General features: G+C 58.3%; 18 protein-coding genes. 10 read left to right on the top strand and 8 right to left on the bottom strand.

Going from position 1 to position 17,962, the window contains the following annotated elements; translation table 11 throughout:
* Window positions 1–97: 97 nt before the first annotated feature.
* The 4 genes from aspS to AC6IY8_RS09425 all read right to left on the bottom strand — a co-directional run bounded on the left by aspS (window position 98) and on the right by AC6IY8_RS09425 (window position 4,512).
* The gene (aspS, locus tag AC6IY8_RS09440; protein ID WP_497778543.1) at window positions 98–1,960 is read right to left on the bottom strand and encodes an aspartate--tRNA ligase; all 1,863 of its coding nucleotides are present in this window, start codon (window positions 1,958–1,960) and stop codon (window positions 98–100) included.
* A gap of 104 nt (window positions 1,961–2,064) precedes the next feature.
* A complete protein-coding gene (gene hisS, locus AC6IY8_RS09435) occupies window positions 2,065–3,342 on the bottom strand; it encodes a histidine--tRNA ligase (RefSeq protein WP_497778542.1) in 1,278 nt (425 codons plus the stop codon).
* Complete coding sequence (locus tag AC6IY8_RS09430) at window positions 3,339–3,998, bottom strand: DJ-1/PfpI family protein (protein WP_497778541.1); 660 nt, start codon at window positions 3,996–3,998, stop codon at window positions 3,339–3,341. The genes hisS and AC6IY8_RS09430 overlap by 4 nt, the downstream gene beginning before the upstream one ends.
* On the bottom strand, window positions 3,988–4,512 hold the full coding sequence (locus tag AC6IY8_RS09425; protein WP_497778540.1) for a gamma carbonic anhydrase family protein: 525 nt from the start codon (window positions 4,510–4,512) through the stop codon (window positions 3,988–3,990). The genes AC6IY8_RS09430 and AC6IY8_RS09425 overlap by 11 nt, the downstream gene beginning before the upstream one ends.
* A 421-nt stretch (window positions 4,513–4,933) precedes the next feature.
* On the opposite strand from AC6IY8_RS09425, the gene AC6IY8_RS09420 reads away from it, so the two are divergent.
* Entirely contained in the window at window positions 4,934–5,239 is a 306-nt protein-coding gene (locus tag AC6IY8_RS09420) for a zinc-ribbon domain containing protein (protein WP_497778539.1), read from the top strand.
* 81 nt (window positions 5,240–5,320) lie between these two features.
* Here the strand turns inward: AC6IY8_RS09420 and AC6IY8_RS09415 are convergent, their stop codons facing one another.
* The gene (locus AC6IY8_RS09415; protein WP_497778538.1) at window positions 5,321–5,815 is read right to left on the bottom strand and encodes a response regulator; all 495 of its coding nucleotides are present in this window, start codon (window positions 5,813–5,815) and stop codon (window positions 5,321–5,323) included.
* A gap of 104 nt (window positions 5,816–5,919) precedes the next feature.
* On the opposite strand from AC6IY8_RS09415, the gene mtaB reads away from it, so the two are divergent.
* From mtaB to pheT, 7 genes are all read left to right on the top strand, one after another.
* Window positions 5,920–7,374, top strand: coding sequence for a tRNA (N(6)-L-threonylcarbamoyladenosine(37)-C(2))-methylthiotransferase MtaB (mtaB, locus tag AC6IY8_RS09410; protein ID WP_497778620.1), 1,455 nt, complete (start codon window positions 5,920–5,922; stop codon window positions 7,372–7,374).
* 20 nt (window positions 7,375–7,394) lie between these two features.
* Window positions 7,395–7,883, top strand: coding sequence for a glutathione peroxidase (locus AC6IY8_RS09405; protein ID WP_497778537.1), 489 nt, complete (start codon window positions 7,395–7,397; stop codon window positions 7,881–7,883).
* Window positions 7,884–7,984: 101 nt separating this feature from the next.
* Window positions 7,985–8,506 (top strand): translation initiation factor IF-3, encoded by a 522-nt coding sequence (gene infC / locus AC6IY8_RS09400; RefSeq protein ID WP_497778619.1) that lies wholly within the window; start codon window positions 7,985–7,987, stop codon window positions 8,504–8,506.
* 162 nt (window positions 8,507–8,668) lie between these two features.
* Window positions 8,669–8,863 (top strand): 50S ribosomal protein L35, encoded by a 195-nt coding sequence (rpmI, locus tag AC6IY8_RS09395; protein WP_497778536.1) that lies wholly within the window; start codon window positions 8,669–8,671, stop codon window positions 8,861–8,863.
* A 174-nt stretch (window positions 8,864–9,037) separates the two neighbouring features.
* Window positions 9,038–9,403, top strand: coding sequence for a 50S ribosomal protein L20 (gene rplT / locus AC6IY8_RS09390; RefSeq protein ID WP_497778535.1), 366 nt, complete (start codon window positions 9,038–9,040; stop codon window positions 9,401–9,403).
* Window positions 9,404–9,529: 126 nt separating this feature from the next.
* Window positions 9,530–10,624 carry a phenylalanine--tRNA ligase subunit alpha gene (gene pheS / locus AC6IY8_RS09385; protein WP_497778534.1) on the top strand — a complete coding sequence of 365 codons (1,095 nt, stop codon included), beginning with the start codon at window positions 9,530–9,532 and terminating at the stop codon, window positions 10,622–10,624.
* On the top strand, window positions 10,624–12,657 hold the full coding sequence (gene pheT / locus AC6IY8_RS09380) for a phenylalanine--tRNA ligase subunit beta (protein ID WP_497778533.1): 2,034 nt from the start codon (window positions 10,624–10,626) through the stop codon (window positions 12,655–12,657). The genes pheS and pheT overlap by 1 nt, the downstream gene beginning before the upstream one ends.
* Before the next feature lie 59 nt (window positions 12,658–12,716).
* On the opposite strand, the gene AC6IY8_RS09375 is transcribed toward pheT, so the two are convergent.
* Window positions 12,717–14,057 carry a DNA recombination protein RmuC gene (locus AC6IY8_RS09375; protein ID WP_497778532.1) on the bottom strand — a complete coding sequence of 447 codons (1,341 nt, stop codon included), beginning with the start codon at window positions 14,055–14,057 and terminating at the stop codon, window positions 12,717–12,719.
* Window positions 14,058–14,202: 145 nt separating this feature from the next.
* On the opposite strand from AC6IY8_RS09375, the gene AC6IY8_RS09370 reads away from it, so the two are divergent.
* A complete protein-coding gene (locus AC6IY8_RS09370) occupies window positions 14,203–14,991 on the top strand; it encodes a CAP domain-containing protein (protein ID WP_497778531.1) in 789 nt (262 codons plus the stop codon).
* Window positions 14,992–15,099: 108 nt separating this feature from the next.
* Complete coding sequence (locus AC6IY8_RS09365; RefSeq protein ID WP_497778530.1) at window positions 15,100–15,222, top strand: hypothetical protein; 123 nt, start codon at window positions 15,100–15,102, stop codon at window positions 15,220–15,222.
* A gap of 76 nt (window positions 15,223–15,298) precedes the next feature.
* On the opposite strand, the gene ispG is transcribed toward AC6IY8_RS09365, so the two are convergent.
* Complete coding sequence (gene ispG / locus AC6IY8_RS09360) at window positions 15,299–16,537, bottom strand: flavodoxin-dependent (E)-4-hydroxy-3-methylbut-2-enyl-diphosphate synthase (protein WP_497778529.1); 1,239 nt, start codon at window positions 16,535–16,537, stop codon at window positions 15,299–15,301.
* Window positions 16,538–16,617: 80 nt separating this feature from the next.
* Window positions 16,618–17,961: a site-2 protease family protein gene (locus tag AC6IY8_RS09355; protein WP_497778528.1), complete on the bottom strand. Its 1,344-nt coding sequence runs from the start codon at window positions 17,959–17,961 to the stop codon at window positions 16,618–16,620.
* Window position 17,962: the final 1 nt, after the last annotated feature.

Raw genomic sequence — 17,962 nt, 5'->3', positions numbered from 1 at the left:
GGCAGTGCTTCGGCACTGCCGCTTTTTTGTGTTTGGAAAAGCAGCAGAAAAGGGCACGCTTGGCGCGTGCCCTTCAGAGTGCTTCAGTTTCGTTCAGCTACTTCTTGATGCCGATGTTTAGTTCCCGTAATTGTGCGTCGGTGACTGGAGTGGGAGCTTCCATCATCAGGTCGGTGGCGGCGGCAGTCTTCGGGAAGGGAATTACTTCGCGAAGGCTGGGCGCGCCGGCAAGGATCATGACAATGCGGTCGAGTCCAAGGGCAATGCCGCCGTGCGGAGGCGTGCCGTACTGCAGAGCTTCGAGGAAGAATCCGAAACGGAGTTTCTGTTCGGCCTCATCCATGCCCAGTGCTTCGAAGATTTTCGCTTGGACTTCCTGCTGGTGGATACGGATCGAGCCGGAACCAAGCTCGATGCCGTTGAGCACAACGTCGTAAGCACGAGCGCGGATGGCGCCCAAGGCCGAGTTCGGATCGCGCTGCGATTTAACGCCTTCGCTCAGCAGTTCCATGTGCTCGTCGTGGATCGAGGTGAAGGGGTGATGCGCAAAGGTCCAGCTTCCGCTCTGCTCGTCCCACTCGAACGAGGGGAAATCGGTGACCCAGAGGAATTTGAATGCCTTGCCTTCGAATGCCTGGTGGCGCGAGGCGTAGCGCTGCGCCAGTGAGAGACGGAGCTGGCCAGCATTGGTGTACACATTGAACTCGGCGCGATGCAGGCGGCGCGCGGCGGCAGCATCGTCTGCGGTCCCGTTCTCAGCGTCGGCGTTCTTGGGAGCTGCGACCATGACGAGCAGATCGCCGTCTTCAGCACCGCATAGTTCGCGGACTTTGGCGACCGACTCGGGCCAGCTCTTTTCGAGGCGCTTGAAGTCGTCGAAGAACTTGATGACCTTGGCTTGCTTGTCGTTGAGCAGCGCTTTGTGTTCGTCGCGCTCTTTACGCGAGAGCTCGCCAACCTTCGGCGTGCGAATGACGATGACGGGCAGAGTGGCGTCGATACCGAGGGTTTCGAGCGCGTCGGGGGCGAAGGCCGATTTAACGTCGGTCATCGCGGGCAGGCGAAGGTCGGGCTTGTCGATGCCATAGAGTCGGATCGCTTCGTCGTAGGGCATCTGCGGGAAGGGGCGCTCGATGGTGCAGCCTGCGGCAGTGAAGGCCGCATCGAGGAAGCCCTCGACCACGTTGTGGATGATCTCTTCGGTGGGGAAGGTCAGTTCGAGGTCGATCTGCGTGAACTCGGGCTGGCGGTCGGCGCGAAGGTCCTCATCGCGGAAGCAGCGCGCGATCTGGAAGTAGCGGTCCATGCCGCCAATCATCAGAATCTGCTTGAAGATCTGCGGCGACTGCGGGAGGGCGTAGAACTCGCCGGGATGTACACGGCTGGGCACGAGGTAATCGCGCGCGCCCTCGGGAGTGGAACGCGTCATGATGGGCGTTTCGATCTCGTAGAAGCCCTGGCTCGAAAGATAGTTGCGAATGGCTAGCGCGACGCGGTGACGCATCTCGATGTTGTAGTGCATCTCCGGACGGCGGAGATCGAGGTAGCGATACTTGAGGCGCACCTCTTCGTTCACGTTGACGTTCGCATCGCCAGGGAAGAATGGAGGAACCTTGCTCTCGTTGAGTACCTTGAGTTCGGTGGCGATGATTTCGACGTCGCCGGTGTCCATCTTCGGATTGCGTGTGTTCTCCGAACGCAGCTCAACTACGCCGGTTACGGCCAGCACATACTCGTTGCGCACGGCCTCGACGCGTTCATGCATTTCAGGATTGCGTTCCTTGTCGAATACGATCTGAGTGATGCCCGAACGGTCGCGCAAGTCGATGAAGATAAGATTTCCGTGATCGCGCCGCCGGTTCACCCAGCCCATCAAAGTGATCGTGCTTCCCGCATCGCTGGCGCGCAGTTCGCCACAGCGGTGCGTCCGCTTCAGTGTTCCCAAGTAATCAAGTTGCATCGTCGCTTTCCATAAATGCGGAGAGAAACACCGCATTCTCCATCGTACGACAAATGGCGCGCCATTCTCGCGGGCGCGCCATGGGTTTTCGCGAAATTTATCCGCTATGTTCCGAGATATGCGAGCAAATCCGCACGTGAAACCGTGGTCTGCTCACCGCTCTTAAGGTTTTTCACGGCGAAAGCATCCGCCTGCACTTCGTTCTCGCCAACGATTATGGCGTAAGTTGCGCCCAGCTTTTCCGCGGTCTCGAAACTCTTCTTCATACGGAAGCTCTCATCGGTGACGTCCACGGCTACGCCTTCGGAACGTAACTGCTTGGCGAGTTTCAGCGCGTGCCGATTCATTCCGGCACCAAGCGGGAAGACGACGGCTTTGAGCGGCGAGAGGGCTTGCTGTTGCTGCGCCTGAAGCGCGAGCACGAGACGATCTTCGCCGATGGCAAAGCCGATGCCCGGAGCCTTGGGGCCGCCGATCTGCTCGCTGAGGCCGTCATAGCGGCCGCCACCGAGCACGGCGCTCTGTGCACCGAGTTCGCCATGCGTGAACTCGAAGGTCGTGCGGGTGTAGTAGTCGAGGCCACGCACCATGCGCTCGTTGATCTGGTAAGGGATTTCGAGCGTGTCAAGAATGGTGCGCACCTGCGCAAAGTGCTCGCGGCAGCCCTCGTCGAGATACTCAGAGATCTTCGGAAGCTTCTCGATGATGGGCTGATCTTCGGGAACTTTGCAGTCGAGCACGCGCAGAGGGTTGGTCTCGGCACGACGCTGGCAGTCACTGCACATCTGGTCCTTCACATTGGCCAAGGCTTTGCGCAGAGCCTCGTTGTAGGCGGGGCGGCAGTTCACGCATCCGACCGAGTTCAGATAGAGGGTCCATCCGGTGAGGCCGACGGCATCGAGCAGTGCGGTGAGCATGTCGAGCACTTCGGCATCGCGCATAGGAAGCTCGCTGCCAGCGGAGGTCGGGCCGATGACTTCGGCGCCGATCTGGAAGAACTGGCGGTAGCGGCCCTTCTGCGGACGCTCGCGGCGGAACTGCGGTCCGATGTAGTAGAGCTTTTGCAGCAGGCCGCTGCGGCCGAGCTCGTGTTCGATGTAGGCGCGCACGACGCCCGCGGTGTTTTCCGGACGCAGGGTGAGCGATTGTGTTTTCTCGCTGGCGGCGCGAGCACGGTCTTCCCAGGTGAACATCTCTTTGGAGACGATGTCGGTTTCTTCGCCGACTCCGCGGGCAAAAAGCTCGGTGGACTCAAAGATCGGCGTGCGAATTTCTCGATAGTTGTAGCGGGCAAAAACCTCGCGCACCTTGCACTCCACGAAGTTCCAAAGCTCTGTGTCGGGAGGCAGCAGGTCGCGGGTTCCGCGTACTGCTTTGATCATTGTTTATTCCTTGACCGGAGTCTGTTTTCATCCGGATATGGGTATTCCATTTGCCGCGCAGCTTCGCGCGCGATCGTCTGGCCGTAGATGCGAGCCACCAGGTACAACGCCATATCAATGCCGGCGCGAATACTGCTGGCAGTTGTAATGTTGCCATCGACGACCATGGGCAACTCCGGGAGCAGCGAGGTGCGCGGGAACCGTTCGCGGAAGAAGTCCACGGAATGAAAGTGCGTGGTGGCGGTCTTTCCGATCAGCAGTCCGGCTTGTGCCAGTAACAGCGAGCCTGCGCCGACGGAGGCGAGGCGGTCCACCTGCTGCGCCATGCGCTTGAGCCAATCCACGAATTCCGTCTCGTGCATCAGAGCGCGGACGCCATGACCGCCAGGAACCAGCAACATATCTAGCTTGGGGCAGTTGGCGAAATCGACATCCGGCAACAGTTGCATGCCGCCGCTGACGCGCACCATGTCCTTGGTGGCGGAAACCAGCAGTTGCTGGATGGGGGACTTGGTTTCGCGGCGAGTTTCCTCGTCGAGGCGCGTAGTGGCAAAAACCTCATAGGGCCCGCAGAAATCCAGCACTTCGGCATCAGGATAGATGAGGATGCCAACAATCTTTTTTTCCGTGGTAAGTGGCTCTGCGCTAGCGCTCACTGGCCAACTCCCGCAGATACTGATCTTTGTAGCCCAGATAGTTCGTTCGATACGTCAAAATGCTTGCCTTCTCTTCTTCGCTCAAGGAGCGGCGGAACTTGCCCGGCGAGCCCATCCACAACGAGCCCGGCTCAACGACCGTGCCTTCGGGAATGAGCGTTCCGGCGGCGATGATCGAGTCATGCCCGATCCGTGCGCCGTTGAGGACGATAACACCCATGCCGATGAGGCAGCGGTCTTCGACTACGCAGCCATGCAGGGTGACATTGTGGCCCACAGTAACATCATCGCCCAGCACGACAGGCCACTTTCCCAGCATTCCGTGCAGCACGGAGTTGTCCTGTATGTTGGTGTTCTTCCCCAGGCGGATGTAATGCACGTCGCCGCGCACAACCGCGTTCATCCAAATGCTGGCGTTTTCACCCAGCAAGACATCGCCAATCACCTGGGCAGAAACGTCCACGTAGCAGGACTCGGGAATGGTGGGCATGACGCCCTTGTAGGGTCGAATCAACGAAACCTCCAGCCTCGGACGGGCGAATGGCGCAAAAGCCATCGTCCGGTCACCTGGTGAAACAAATCGTCCCAGAGTTCTGACCATACCAGAACCAAAGGCGCGATGAAAACCAGCCAAGCTCCTGTTACCGGTCACGCCATGTATGGGCGATTTCGAGTAAGTTAAGCGTCACGGAAGGAACTGCTGGGGAACGGCCAACATGTGGATGTTCGGTTTCCAAAACTGGCAGCAAAAACTCTGGATAGAAATCCCACGAAAATGCCAAATTCGGAGTATGATTCCCCGATCAGTTTAGCTGTGATCGTAATCCCTTCACGATTTCGCAACATATGTATCGCATTTCCGGTAATCGCCTCTCCCCCGCGAGGGCGCAGGCAGCGGTGACGAGGTTTGGGAGTCAGGGCCGAAAGGAGAACCCATGGAGTTCCAGGACAGGATGCTGAAATGTGTCGATTGTGGCGAGGAGTTCGTGTTCACCGCCGGTGAGCAGCTCTTCTTCCACGACAAGCAGTTTAAGAACCTCCCCAAGCGATGCAAGGCTTGCAAGCAGAAGAGGACTCCAGCGGACAAGGCCTCGAGCACCTTCAAGAAAAACGAAACTCATGCCGTGTGTTCAGCATGCGGCAAGGAAACAATCATTCCGTTTCGTCCGACACAGGGAAGACCGGTGTATTGCCGCGCATGTTTCGGTCAGAGCAAGAAGGCATCAAGCGTTTCCGCCTGAAGTTTTTTGGAATGCGATCCGCCTGCCGAAGGGGAGGCGGAGTCTTGTGCGGTGAGGTAACAAGGATAAAGCCGGGATGTATCAACCGGCTTTCGGAGCGCTTTCCTTTCCGGCAGTCTGCTTCTCAACGACTACGGGATTTTGGGCGGCGGTGGACTGCTGCTTCCCATTCTTCTTACTTTCCTGACTCGCCTTTCCATTCTGCTTGCTGTCGGCGTGCGCGATCAACAACGCCTCAATCTGGCGAAGAAGATCTCCGGTATTCATCGGCTTTACGAGCAGGGATTCGGCGCCCTGGGTCTTCCAGTCGCTACCGAGATTGGGGAACGCGGTGAGGATGGCGGTCGCGGGATTGTAGGACTGTGCACGGGCGGCGCGGATCACGGCGAATCCCGAAGTCTCGTTTTCCATCCGCATATCGGTAATCACCATCTCGAATTTACCGGCACGCAGTTTATGCTCCGCTTCACGCGCGGAACTGGCGGTCTCGACTTCGAATCCGTTCATCTCCAGGACTGCCTTCAATGTAAGAAGGATCGCCAGTTCATCGTCCACAATCAAAATTCGTCTCTTCATTGCTAGCTCCCAGAATTCTTTGGCAATGCCGGTTGTGAATAGCAGCTCTCATTGGATGCGGCTGGCTGTTTTTGGTTATGGCTGATCTTTGACTATGAAACTCAATCACGCAGAACCGGCGTAAAGCGGGTACTGCATCACCCCGAGTCCCATATAATACTCCCGTGGGCAGCTTCTATGTTGAAAACTTCGGATGTCGTGCCACGCAGGCCGACGGAGCCGCGATCGAACGGCAACTCTCAGAGCGAGGGTTGAGTCGAGCGGGCACGGCTGCGGATGCCGAAGTCGTCGTCCTCAATACATGCACGGTTACATCGTCGGCCGATCAGGACGCGCGCGCCGCGATACGTCGCATTCATCGTGCTAACCCTAATGCCCGAATTCTGGTTACAGGCTGTTACGCACAGCGCGCTCCCGAGGAAATCGCCGCACTGGAAGGCGTGTCGATTGTGATTGGGAATTCACATAAGCATCGCCTGGGAGAGATCGCTGCCGGGAATGGTTTTGTGTCGGTTGGCTCACTTTCGAATGCTGCAATACAGCAAGAGATGGCGCATCTTGGCGTGCCCGAACTTCGTGTACGCGAGCATCAGGCGCCGGTTGTGGTCGAAGACATCTTTGCGCACACGCAGTTGATGGCCGCTCCGGTGTTCGACTCAGACAACGAGAAGACGCGGCCCAATCTCAAGGTGCAGGACGGCTGCAACAACCGCTGCTCGTTCTGCGTGATTCCCTTTGTGCGCGGGCGCAGCCGCTCGCTGCCGGTGGGTGAGATCCTGCGCAATGTGGATCAACTAGTGGCCAATGGCTACCAGGAACTGGTGCTGAGCGGAATCAATCTTGGCCGGTGGGGACGCGATCTGCGCGGCGACTCGGGGCCGGAGCGCCTGCGCTTTGTCGATCTGCTGCAGAGCATTCTCGACCGCACGAGCGTGCCGCTGCTGCGCATCAGTTCGGTGGAGCCGATGGACTGGAGCGATGAGTTGATTGCGCTAGCGGCTTCGTCACCACGCATTGCCAAGCATGCGCATGTTCCGCTGCAGAGCGGGAGCGACCGCATCCTGCGCCGGATGCATCGGCGCTACAGGCCGTGGCATTACGAAGACCGCATCCGCCGCATTCACGCTGCGATGCCCGAGGCCGCGATAGGCGCCGACGTAATGGTCGGGTTCCCCGGCGAAACGGAGGAGGATTTCGAGGAGACGCGCGCGTTTATCGAACGCCTGCCGTTCACCTATCTTCATGTGTTCACCTATTCGTCGCGTCCGGGAACGCCGTCGTCCGAAATGCCCGACCAGGTTCCTGTGCAGAGAGCGCGGGAGCGCAACCGCGTTTTGCGCGAGCTTGCGGCAGGGAAGAAGCGGGAATTTCAGGAGCAGTTCGTGGGCAAGATGATCCCGGCGCTCACGCTGACGCAGGTTTCCCAAGGAAGGACCGAGGCGCTGACGAACAACTATCAGAAACTCTGGTTGCAAGGTTTGCTGGCGTCGAATCGTATGCTGAATGCGCGCATCCACTCCATTGAGGGTGATGCGCTGTTGGGTGAGGTAGTGGAGTAGGCTCGCCCTGAAAGGACTCCATGGCCACCGTTTACGATTTTTCAGCGAAGTTGAACAGCGGGGAAGAGAAGTCGCTTGCGGATTATCGCGGGAAGGTTCTGCTGATTGTAAATACCGCGAGTAAATGCGGATTTACGCCGCAGTACAAGGGACTGGAAGAACTCTACGAACAATACCGCAAGCAAGGACTGGAAATCCTGGCATTCCCGTGCGATCAGTTTGGGCACCAAGAGCCGGGGAATGATGCCGAGATTCGCGGCTTCTGCGAGCTGAATTATGGCGTTACGTTTCCGATCTTCTCGAAGATCAACGTGAACGGAGTGAATCAGCATCCGTTGTTCAAGTATCTAAAGAGTGAGGCAGGCGGCCTGATTGGCGACTCCATTAAGTGGAACTTCACCAAGTTCCTGGTGAGCCGCAAGGGTAAGGTTCTTGGCCGTTTTGCTCCCGTCACCAGCCCGGAACAGATCAGCGATGACATTGCTAAGGCTCTAAAGGTAAAGGCTTAGCCGGGCATTTTTCGACAATTCTGCCGCCGCGATGGCATTGAGGAGCTACTTCCTTTCCATGCTATACTTTATGGCGGTTATAAGTACCATCGGAGGACCGTATCGATAAGCGTTTTATCCGCACCAATGAGCGTATTCGCGTCCGCGAAATTCGCGTGATTGACGATCAAAGCGAGCAGCTCGGCATTATGTCGCCGCTCGACGCGCTCAAAATTGCCAGGGAAAAAGGACTCGACCTGGTGGAGGTTTCACCCACCGCGCAGCCTCCTGTGTGCCGCATCATGGACTTTGGTAAGTACATGTATGAGCAGGAAAAGAAGGAGCGCGCGGCCAAGAAGAATCAGAAAGTCATCACGATCAAGGAAGTCAAGTTCCGCATTAATGTGGACGAGCACGACTATCAGACCAAGAAGAATCATGCTCTGCGCTTCCTGGGTGAAGGTGACAAGGTGAAGGCGACCATCTTTTTCCGCGGTCGCGAGATGACCCGCCAGATGCTCGGTCGTGAGATCCTGCAGCGGTTGATCAAAGACGTCGCGGACAAGGCTGTGGTCGAGAATATGCCCCGGCAGGAAGGCAACACCCTGCATCTGATTCTCGCTCCGCCGAAGGTTCAGAAGTAGCGCGACCCGCAGCCGACGATTACCGCCGCGCTGCCCTGATTGCGGCTTTTACTGTATTAATGGCCGCTCCGCGAAGATTTCCGAGGACTTCCCGCCGGTGCAGTTTGCCCGGAAGGGGTGTTCTCGTGTTTAATGAACAGTAGTTGTTTTTAGGACCCTACAATGCCGAAGATGAAGACTCACAGTGGCGCGTCCAAGCGCTTCAAGAAGACAGGTTCGGGCAAGGTAAAGCGCGGTTTTGCTTTCCAGCGCCACATCCTGACTTCGAAGGACACGAAGCGTAAGCGCCAGATGGATATGGGCGGAATGGTCGATAAGGCCGATCTGCCTAAAGTGTTGAGGATGATCCCCTACTAGTAGGACGATCTCCCGCCGGACGGCATCGATTCGTCCGGTGTAACAAAGGGTCGTTAACCAAGTGGTGCAGACCCGGGTGTGTGAAGAGGTTCAAGGGCTTAAGCCTCCTGCCTCCAGCCGCCATAATCCCGCGGATTTCTGAATCCAGCGGTTTTGAAAAGGAAGGTAGCAGCAATGCCTCGCGTAAAACGTGGTACTAAGCGCCATGACAAGCGCAAAAAACTTTTAGAGCGCGCAAGTGGGTATTTCCTCACAAAGTCGAAGCTCTACCAGGCAGCCCAGGAAGCCGTCCAGCGCGGCCTCAAGTTCGCCTACATCGGCCGCAAGCAGAAGAAGCGCCAGTTCCGTTCGCTTTGGATCGTGCGCATCAACGCCGCCGCCAAGCTCAACGGCATCAGCTATTCGCAACTGATTCACGGCCTAAAGGTCGCCGGTATCGAGCTGGATCGCAAGATCCTTGCCGATATCGCCGTCAACGATCCCGCGGGCTTTACCGCCCTGGTCGAGCAGGCCAAGGCCGCCGTGCCGGCACAAGCGTAAAGCAGTCCTCGACCTAGTATCAAAAGCCACGAATGGCACGGAAACAAGAACCGAAACGGTTCATGAGTTTCTAGAGCCGTTCGTGGCTTTTTCTTGTTCTAGCAAGTCAGGAGCAGCAAAGCACTCATGTATAGCGTTCCCAAGCTTGAAGATTTCTCTCCCGCCGCGCTCGACCAGGCTGCCGCGGAGTTTGTGACGGCACTGGAGACCGAGGCGCAGGCGGCTTCCGACCCGAAGGCGTTCGAGGAGTTCCGCAATCGCTGGATGGCGCGCAAGAACGGCCTGCTGGCGCAGGTGAACGACCTGTGGCTGAAAGCCGCGCCCGGTCCTGCAAAACGCGACGTCGGCCAGCGCGTGAATGGACTGAAGCAGAAGGCTGAGGCCCTTATCGCTGAAGCCGAGCAAAAGGCGACGACCGCTGGATTGACGCAAAAGCTGAAGTCGGAGACGGTGGACATCTCACTGCCTGGCATTGAGCGCCCGCTTGGCGTGCGGCACCCCGTTTTACGCACGTTGGATGAGCTGATCTCGGTGTTTGTGAAGATGGGCTACTCGATTGCCGAAGGCCCGGAGATTGAAAGCGACTATTACAATTTCGAGGCGCTGAACTTTCCGCCGAACCATCCGGCGCGCGACACGCAGGACACGCTGTTTGTGGCCAACCAGGAGCAGAAGGCGCAACGCGACCGGCTGCTGCTGCGCACGCACACTTCGCCTGTGCAGATCCGCACGATGGAGAAGCTGTCGCCTCCGGTGCGCGTCATTTGTCCCGGCAAGGTGCATCGTAATGACGCACCCGATGCGACGCACTCGCCGGTGTTCCACCAGCTTGAGGGATTGTGTGTCGATACGAATATCACCTTTGGCGATCTGAAGGGAACGCTTGATCACGCGATGAAGTCGATGTTTGGCTCGGACGTGAAGACCAGTTTCCGACCATCGTTTTTCCCGTTCACTGAGCCAAGCGTGGAGGTTTCGATCTCGTGTCCGTTCTGCGGAGGCAAAGGGTGCCGTCCATGCAAGCAGAGCGGATGGATTGAGCTGCTTGGTGCCGGAATGGTCGATCCCAATGTGTTTGGCTTTGTCGATTACGACCCGAAGAAGCTTAGCGGATTCGCGTTCGGCATGGGCGTGGAGCGGTTGGCAATGATGACCTACAACGTCGATGACATTCAGCAGTTCTTCTACGGTGACATGCGCTTTCTGGAGCAGTTTGCGTAATGAAAATTTCAGCAAGTTGGATTCGCGACTTTGTCTCTCCCTCGGTCAGTGACCGCGATGTCGCAGAAGCACTTACCATTTCGGGCATCGCCATTGAGGGCTATTTCGGCGAAGGTGTCGATCAGACGTGGGAAGCCGAAATTACGACGAACCGCGTCGATGCGATGAATCACTACGGCGTGGCGCGTGAAGTGTCGGCTGTGTACAACCTGGACCTTGCGCCAATTGCACCGAAGATTACCGAGAGCGGCCGGGCGGATTTCTCGATCGAGATTGAAGATGCCGAAGGCTGCGCGCGGTACACGGCACGCGTGGTGCGCGGGGTGAAGGTGGCCGCGGCTCCGGCGGAAATTGCGCACAGGCTTGAGCTGATTGACCAGCGCAGCATTAGCAATGTGGCGGACGCGACGAACTACGTTCTGAACGAACTTGGGCAGCCTACGCATGCATTCGATTTGGACAAGCTCGAGGGCGGCAAGATTATTGTGCGTCGCGCACGGGCGGGCGAAATGCTGACAACGCTCGACGGTGTTGAACGCAAGCTTGCGCCCGAAGACCTGGTGATTGCCGATGCAGTGAAGCCTGTCGCTCTGGCGGGAATCATGGGCGGCGAAGCTACAATGATCACCTACTCGACGAAGAACGTGTTGATCGAGTCGGCGTGGTTCGATCCGGCTTCCATCCGACGCACGGCGCGGAGGCTTGGAATGCACACGGACGCTTCCCATCGCTATGAGCGAGGAGCGGATCGCGGAATAACGCAACTGGCTTGCACGCGCGTGGCTGAACTGATTGTGGCCAGTGCGGGCGGGGCAGTCTCGCAGGAGATTGATGTAGTGGGCCGCACGATTCCTCAGCCGTGCATTGCGCTGGAAGCAAGCGAAGTGAAGCGCATTCTGGGCGTGGAGATTGCGCCAGCTGATATCGTGCGCATCCTGCATCGGCTTGGGTTTGGCATTGAAGGAGACGGGCCGGAGTTCCAGGTGATGGTGCCGACATGGCGGCTGGATGTAGAGCGAGAGATCGATCTGATTGAAGAGGTCGCGCGCATCTACTCCTACCTACGGATTCCCAACACGCTACCTTCCTTTTCGGGTGGCGTTGTCGAACAGCCGAATGCGCGCAAGCAGGCGGAGCTGCGCAGTCGCTTGCTGGCCTTGGGCTACAACGAATCTCTTTCGTCCACGTTCATTCCGCAGGAGGATGCGCGGTTCTTTATCGATGCGGCGGCGAAGGCCGAGCCCGTGCGCATTGCAAATCCGCTGAGCGAAGAAGCTTCGTTCATGCGCACTTCTCTGGTGCCGGGGTTGCTCTTGCAGGTGGCGTACAACCTGAACCGCGGCAACAGTGATGTACGTCTCTTTGAGGCGGGACACGTGTATGCGATGGAAGGCGAGGCAGTCGATGAGCACAACTCGCTCGCGTTCGTTGCGACCGGTGCGGCGCGGGAATCGAGCGTTCATGGTAAGCCGGAGCAGCTGAATTTCTTCCATGTGAAAGGTGACGTCGAGCGCCTGCTCGCGGCGTTCGATACCGATGGTGTGACGTACGATCGCGCGGTGCCATCGTGGCTGCATCCGGGGCGCTCAGCACGCGTGCGGGTGGATGGAACGACAGTAGCCATCTTCGGGCAGTTGCATCCGGAGATCGCGGCAAGCCGCAAGCTGAAACAGGATGTGCTGATCGCAGAGGTGTTCGTTGAGGCCCTGTATAAGCACGCGCTGCATCAGCCTGCGTACACGCCGATCTCGAAGTATCCGGCGGTTGCGCGCGACTTCTCGTTTGTGCTGCCGGATGGCGTGGAGTTCGAGAGCATTCGCGAGAAGGTTGCGGCGCTCGGGATTGCGGAACTCACGGCGATCATTCCTGCTGAGGTTTTCCGCGGTGGATCGCTGGCGGCGGGAACTTATTCATTCCTGTTGCGGGTGCAGTTCCAGTCAGCGGAGCGCACGCTGCGCGATGATGAGGTTGCGAACTGGTCGCAGCAGATCATCAAGGCATTGGAAGGGCTGGGTGGGACGTTGCGCGGATAGTCACTCCTAGAAATAACAAAAGCCCCGCGGCGCACGCGGGGCTTTTCATGCTGCAATTCTTACGATGTGCTCACCGCGTCGGCATGCTCCGCGAGTAGCGGCTCATCGTCCATGCTGGCCTCAACCAAATCCGCGGGCAAACTTTTCTTTGGTTTTACGCCGAGGGCTTTCAGCATTTCGGCTTGACGGATGACGTTCCCGCGTCCGGTGGCGAGTTTGCTGAAGGCGTCCGTGTAGCTTGATTTCGCCTGTTCGAGACGGTCGCCAACGCACTTGAGGTCCTCGACGAAACCGACAAGTTTGTCGTGGAGTTCGGCACCGCGCTTTACGATGTCCTGCACGTTTTGCTTCTGGCGCTCCTGCCGCCAGAGGTGGGCGACGGTGCGCACGACGAAGAGCAGGGTACTGGGGCTCATCATCAGCACGTTGCGCTCGTAGGAGGTGCCCCACAGCGCGGAATCGCTGCTGATAGCGGCCATGAACGCGCCCTCGATAGGGATGAACATGCAGACGAAGTCGATCGACTGCAACTGGTGCAGAGATTGGTAGTTCTTCTCGGCGAGTTCCTTGATGTGGCGTCGCACGGAGTCCATGTGACGCGCGAGAGCGATGTCGCGGACGTCATCGCTTTCGGCGTTGACGTACTCGTTATAGGCCGTGAGCGAGACTTTGGAGTCGATGATGAGGTGCTTGTTCTCGGGCAGCTTGAGGATGACGTCGGGACGCACCTGACGCGAGTCCTCGTTGCGGAAGCTGTTCTGAATGAAGTATTCCTCGTCCTTGCGCAGGCCGGAAGATTCGAGGATCTTCTCGAGGATCATTTCGCCGAGGTCGCCCTGAGCTTTAGCCGAGGTGGTGAGCGCGCGAGTGAGCTTTCCGGTGTCGTCGGAGAGCTGCTGGTTGAGGCCCATCAGCATCTTGACTTGCTCGGCAAGGGCGGAGCGGTCTTTGCCCTCCTGCACGTAAACTTCTTCGACCTTCTGCTGGAAGCCCTTGATCTGCGTTGCCAGTGGAGCGAGCAACTGCGAGAGGTTTAGCTGGTTCTGCTCGGTGAAGCGGCGGGACTTCTCTTCGAGGATGTCGTTTGCAAGCGTCTTGAACTGGTTGGAAAGTTCGACGCGTGCGGCGGTGAGCAGTTCGAGCTTTTCGCGGGATTGCTGGCGCTCGCTGGATAACTGTTCGGCGAATCGCTGTTCCTGCTGTTCGAGTTGTTGGGAGGACTGCAATTCCTGCTGCTTGAGCTGCTCGGCAAGGCGGGTGGATTCGCGTTCGGCAGCAAAGCGGGCTTCGATGGCAACTTTCGACTCGGCCGAGAGTTTATTCAGTTGTTGCTGCGAGGTTTCCAGGCTGGTGCGGCTGGTGGCGAGTTCGGTTTCGAGCGAGGCTAGTTGGGCTTTCATCGCCGAGCTGCGGTTACCAAGGACCACTGCCGTGATGCATGCTCCGAAAAGGAATGCAAGAATAGCAATAAGGATTTGCATGACTAATAAGATGACTCCGGGTTCTTGGATTGTACCCCACCTTTATCGCCGGGGGGTATCGCGGATGATTCCCCCCATTGTGCTGTTGCTGTTGATGACCGCGAGCGCGATGGCGCAATCGCGCTATGCGCCGGACGCGGAGCAGGAGATTGTGCGGCTGGTGAATCGCGAACGGCAGGCGCGAGGGCTTTCCACGCTGGTGGTGGATGATCGGTTGGTGGTGGCGGCACGAAAGCATAGCGAGATCATGGCGCGGACGGGAGAAGTCGAGCATCAGATCGGTAACGAGCCGAAGCTGACACAGCGGCTGGGAGTGACGGAAATCAGATTCGACGTGAGCGGAGAAAACGTGGCGCTGGCGGCGAATGCCGAACGCGCACACGACGCGCTGATGCACTCTCCGGGGCACCGCGCCAACATTCTCGATGCGCAGTACAACTCGATTGGTATTGGGGTGGTGCGAACGCCGCAGGGGATTTATGTCACCCAGGATTTTGCAAGGCGGATGCCTGAGGCGAGTGTAGGTGAGGCGGAGGAGCAGATCGCTGTTACCTTGAATCGGATGCGTCGTGCTGCGGGGGCTCCGCTGCTCAACCGGGTGCCTGCGCCGAGCTTGCGGAGGCAGGCATGTGACATGGCGGCCAGCAACAAGCTGAATCCGCGTGCGGCGCTGTCGGTGCCGAACGTGAGCAATGCTGTGACATTTACGACGGTTGACCTGACGCAAACGCCGAAATCGCTGGAACGGCTCAGGAGTCAGCCAGCGAGCGGCTTTTCGGTGGGAGCGTGCTATCAGAAGAGTTCGAGCTACGAAAATCCGGTCTTCTGGATCGTGGTGGTGACTTACTTCTAGGCAATATGAATTTTTGTGAAATCGGGAACTAGCTCGGGCCTCCCCGCGTATCTCTGGCATCAGAAGGGAACACGTGGGGTGTTCACATTACGTGAGGAGGCGAGAGCGATGGAAGCGAAATATAACTGGATTATCGACAGCGTTCCAATCCGCAGCATGATGAGCGCGGCTGCATTTTCCGCATGGTTCTGGGTGGTGTTCGGACTGATGTTTCTTGCCAACAAAGGTTAAAGGCATGTGGGGTGAACTCGGGAGCAAGCAAAAGAGCCCCACATGTGCAGTGGGGCTCCTTCAGTTGCAGTAAAGTTTAAACCTCGGCGGGTTCGTTCCTCTTTGCGTACTTGGATTCGACGTACTCGGTGAGGATTTGCTTGAACTCATCAACGATGTGATCGCCCTTGAGCGTGGTCACGAGCCGTCCATCGATAAACACGGGAGCTTTCGGCTCCTCGAACGTTCCTGGCAGCGAGATTCCGATGTTGGCGTGCTTGGACTCGCCCGGGCCGTTGACGATGCAGCCCATGACGGCGAGCTTCATGGTCTCGACACCCTCGTACTCATTGCGCCATGCGGGCATCTGCTCGCGCACGAAGAGCTGAATCTGCTGCGCCAGTTCCTGGAAGTAGGTCGAGGTGGTGCGTCCGCAGCCGGGGCAGGCAGTGACCTGCGGCAGGAAGCTGCGAATGCCGAGCGATTGCAGAATCTGCTGCGCGACCTGAACTTCTTCCGTGCGGTCTCCGCCGGGCGTGGGCGTAAGCGAAACGCGAATGGTGTCGCCAATGCCTTCCTGCAAGAGGATTGAGAGTCCGGCGGTGCTGCCTACGATGCCCTTGGCTCCCATGCCGGCTTCGGTGAGGCCGAGATGCAGAGGATATTCGCAGCGCGAAGCGAGGTCGCGATAGACATCGACCAGGTCCTGGACACCGCTTACTTTGGCGCTGAGCAGGATGTGGTCAGCCGGCAGGCCGTAGCTTTCGGCGAGTTCGGCAGAGTGAAGCGCGCTCTCGATCATGGCTTCGATCATCACATCGCGCGGGTCTTTGGGTTCGGCCAGCTTGGCGTTCTCGTCCATCATGCGGGCGAGAAGTTGCTGGTCGAGCGAACCCCAGTTCACTCCGATGCGGACCGGCTTGTCATTCTCGATGGCGCACTCGATCATGGTGCGGAAGTTGTCGTCGTTCTTGCGCCCGATGGAGACGTTGCCGGGATTGATGCGGTACTTTGAGAGAGCCTTCGCGCAATCGGGGAACTTCTTGAGCAGGATGTGTCCGTTGTAGTGGAAGTCGCCGACGATGGGGACATGGACGCCGCGGCTTGCGAGCTCTTCGACGATGGGACGCACGGCTGCCGCTGCAGCTTCGTTGTTCACCGTGACTCGCACGACTTCAGAACCGGCGGCGGCAAGAGCCGCAACCTGCTTGACGGTGGAGGCGACATCCGCCGTATCTGTGTTGGTCATCGACTGCACCATTACAGGCGCGTCGCTACCTACTCGGACATTTCCGATCTTTGCTGTGTAGCTTTTTCTGCGTTTGATGATTGCCATGGAGAGCTCTCTGGATAGTTTATCACTGGCGGGGTGGTGAAAAGGGCGCCCGCAGGCGCCCTTCGCTGAACACAATGGAACTACTGCCCCGGTAACATCTTCACCACGTCGTTGAAGATCACCATTCCGGCAAAGAGCACAAGGCAGACAAACGCAGCCTGATACAGCCGGATTTTGATCCCCTCGTTGATGTCGCGGCGCATGGCCGACTCGACCAGCAGCATGGCGATCAATCCGCCATCGAGGATGGGAATGGGAAGCAGGTTGAAGAGCCCCAGTTGCAGGCTCATCATCGCGATGAATCCCATGACATCGTTGGCGCTGCGGTGGTGAACCATCTCGCCGGAAACGCGCACAATCTCGATGGGGCCGGACATCTGCTTGACGGAAACCTTGCGCTCTGCCATGCGTCCGATGAGGTCGAAGATCAATCCTGAGAGCTTCTTGCACTCCTCGAGCGAACGGCCAAAGGCCTCGGGCAGAGGAAGTTGCTCGACCTGTACGGGTTCGGAACCGAATCCGATACGGTAGATCGGGTGTGAATCGATCATCGTCAGCCGAGGCGTGACCGTCAGTTCGAGCGGCTTGCCGTTGCGCTGCACTTGCAGGTGTACTGGCTTGTCCTTGGTCTGCTGCAGATAAGCCTGCATGGCGCCGGTAGCCTGGATCGGGGTGCCATCCGCTGACAGAATCTCGTCGCCTATCTGCAAACCAGCCTTGGCACCCGGCATTTCGGGCTCAAGCGCGGTGACGATGAAGGGCTGTCGGGGCAGCCATCCCGCATCGCCGCTCTGCGCCTTACCATCGGCCTTGGGAGTGAGCGTGATGGGCAAAATTTCATCGCCGCGCTTCACCGTAAGGGCGAGAGGCTGATTGGGGCTGATCAGAACTTTATTGTGTACGTCCTGCCAGGTCGGATTCTTGGTGTCGGCAACCTGGAGAATCTTGTCGCCAGCCTTCAGGCCTGCCTGTTCCGCCGGGTATCCGGGGACGCACCAGCCGACGACCGCAGGCTGGTAGAGCCCATAAGGGATCTCGTGGTGCAGGGCGAAAACAGCCGTGAGCAGTACGACGGCCAGGATGCCATTGGCGGCGGGACCGGCGGCGGCGATGATCAGCCGTTGCCAGCGAGGATGCTTCAGAAATTGACCTTCGTCATTCGGGTCGCCTTCCGCGCGTTCCTCGGGCATTTCGATGGCGTTGACTCCCGTCATCTTCACGTAGCCGCCGAGAGGCAGGGCAGAGACGCGGTAATCGGTCTCACCGTGCCGGAAGCCGAACAGGCGCTTGCCGAAGCCGAGCGAGAATACCTCGACTCGTACGCCGAGCAGTTTTGCGGCGGCGAAGTGACCGAATTCGTGCACCAAAATCATGACGCCAAGCACGAGAACCGCACCGGCCACTGTGTAAAGAGCGCTAATCATA

It is taken from the genome of Koromonas soli (assembly GCF_059726265.1).
The sequence above is the reverse complement of the archived record's forward strand: the minus strand, read 5'-3'. Positions and strand labels throughout refer to the sequence as shown.